The sequence below is a fragment of the Streptomyces sp. NPDC058632 genome (assembly GCF_042717095.1).
Lineage (GTDB): Bacteria > Actinomycetota > Actinomycetes > Streptomycetales > Streptomycetaceae > Streptomyces.
On sequence record NZ_JBHXQZ010000222.1, the window covers coordinates 1 to 1,100 of the forward strand.

The following is a 1,100-nucleotide window of genomic DNA, read 5'->3' on the forward strand; positions in this document are numbered from 1 at the left end:
CGCCCGGTCACATTCCGAACCCGGAAGCTAAGCCCTACCGCGCCGATGGTACTGCAGGGGGGACCCTGTGGGAGAGTAGGACGCCGCCGAACAATCTTTGGAAGGACCTCTGGTCACCAGCGTTCAGCTGGGACCAGGGGTCCTTTTGTATTTTCTGGAGCGCGCCGGATGTCCGGCTGCGTGAGAATGCTTGCGGTACCGAAGACAGGAGTCACCGATGTCCCCCAACTCTCCCGACGACCGACCGGAGCGCGACCAGCGGCGACGGGACAGTGGTGACCGTTCGGACCGAGGCGGCCAGCGTGGCGCCGGTCCACGGCGCCCCAGCGACCGGGACCGTGGGGTCCGCAGGGACGGAGACCGCGACCGTGGATTCCGTCCGGACGACCGTCGCGACGACCGAGGCGCCGGCCGGCCGGAGCGTGGCGGGTTCCGTGGCCGGGACGACAATCGCGGTGATGCCCGCGGTGACAACCGGGGCGGCGAGCGCGGCGGCTACCGGGGCCGGGACGACGGTAGGGACGATCGCCGTGACGGTGGACGTGAGCGCTCCGGCGTCCGCCGTGATGACGACCGAGGACATGGCCGCCGGGACGATCGGCGAGATGACCGCCGGGACGATCGCCGGGATGACCGGCGCGGTGACGACCGTGGTGAGCGGGGCGGTTTCCGCGGCCGTGAGGACAACCGTGGCGGTGACCGCGGTGGGTTCCGGCGCGACGACAACCGCGGTGGTGACCGGGGCGGATACCGCGGCCGTGACGACAACCGCGGTAGCGACCGGGGCGGTTTCCGTGGGCGTGACGATCGCGACGACCGGGGCGGCTCCCGGCGCGATGACAACCGCGGTGGCGAGCGTGGTGGTTACCGCGGGCGCGATGACAACCGTGGCGGTGACCGGGGCGGTTTCCGGCGCGACGACGACCGGGGCTACGGACGTCGGGACGACCGGCGCGATGACCGGCGCGGTGACGACCGTGGTGAGCGTGGTGGGTTCCGCCGTGACGACAGCCGTGGTGACAGCCGTGGTGGGTTCCGCCGTGACGACAGCCGTGGTGGTGACAGCCGTGGTGGGTTCCGCCGTGACGACAGCCGCGGTG

The 1,100-nt window shown here is 71.6% G+C and carries 1 protein-coding gene and 1 rRNA gene; both read left to right on the forward strand.

Annotation, left to right across the window (positions count from 1 at the left end; translation table 11 throughout):
* Nucleotides 1–92, forward strand: a 5S ribosomal RNA gene (gene rrf, locus ACFWVE_RS35090); the annotation flags it as partial.
* Nucleotides 93–368: 276 nt separating this feature from the next.
* The coding region (locus tag ACFWVE_RS35095) for a hypothetical protein (RefSeq protein WP_384023345.1) at nt 369–1,100 on the forward strand (732 nt) is incomplete at its 3' end.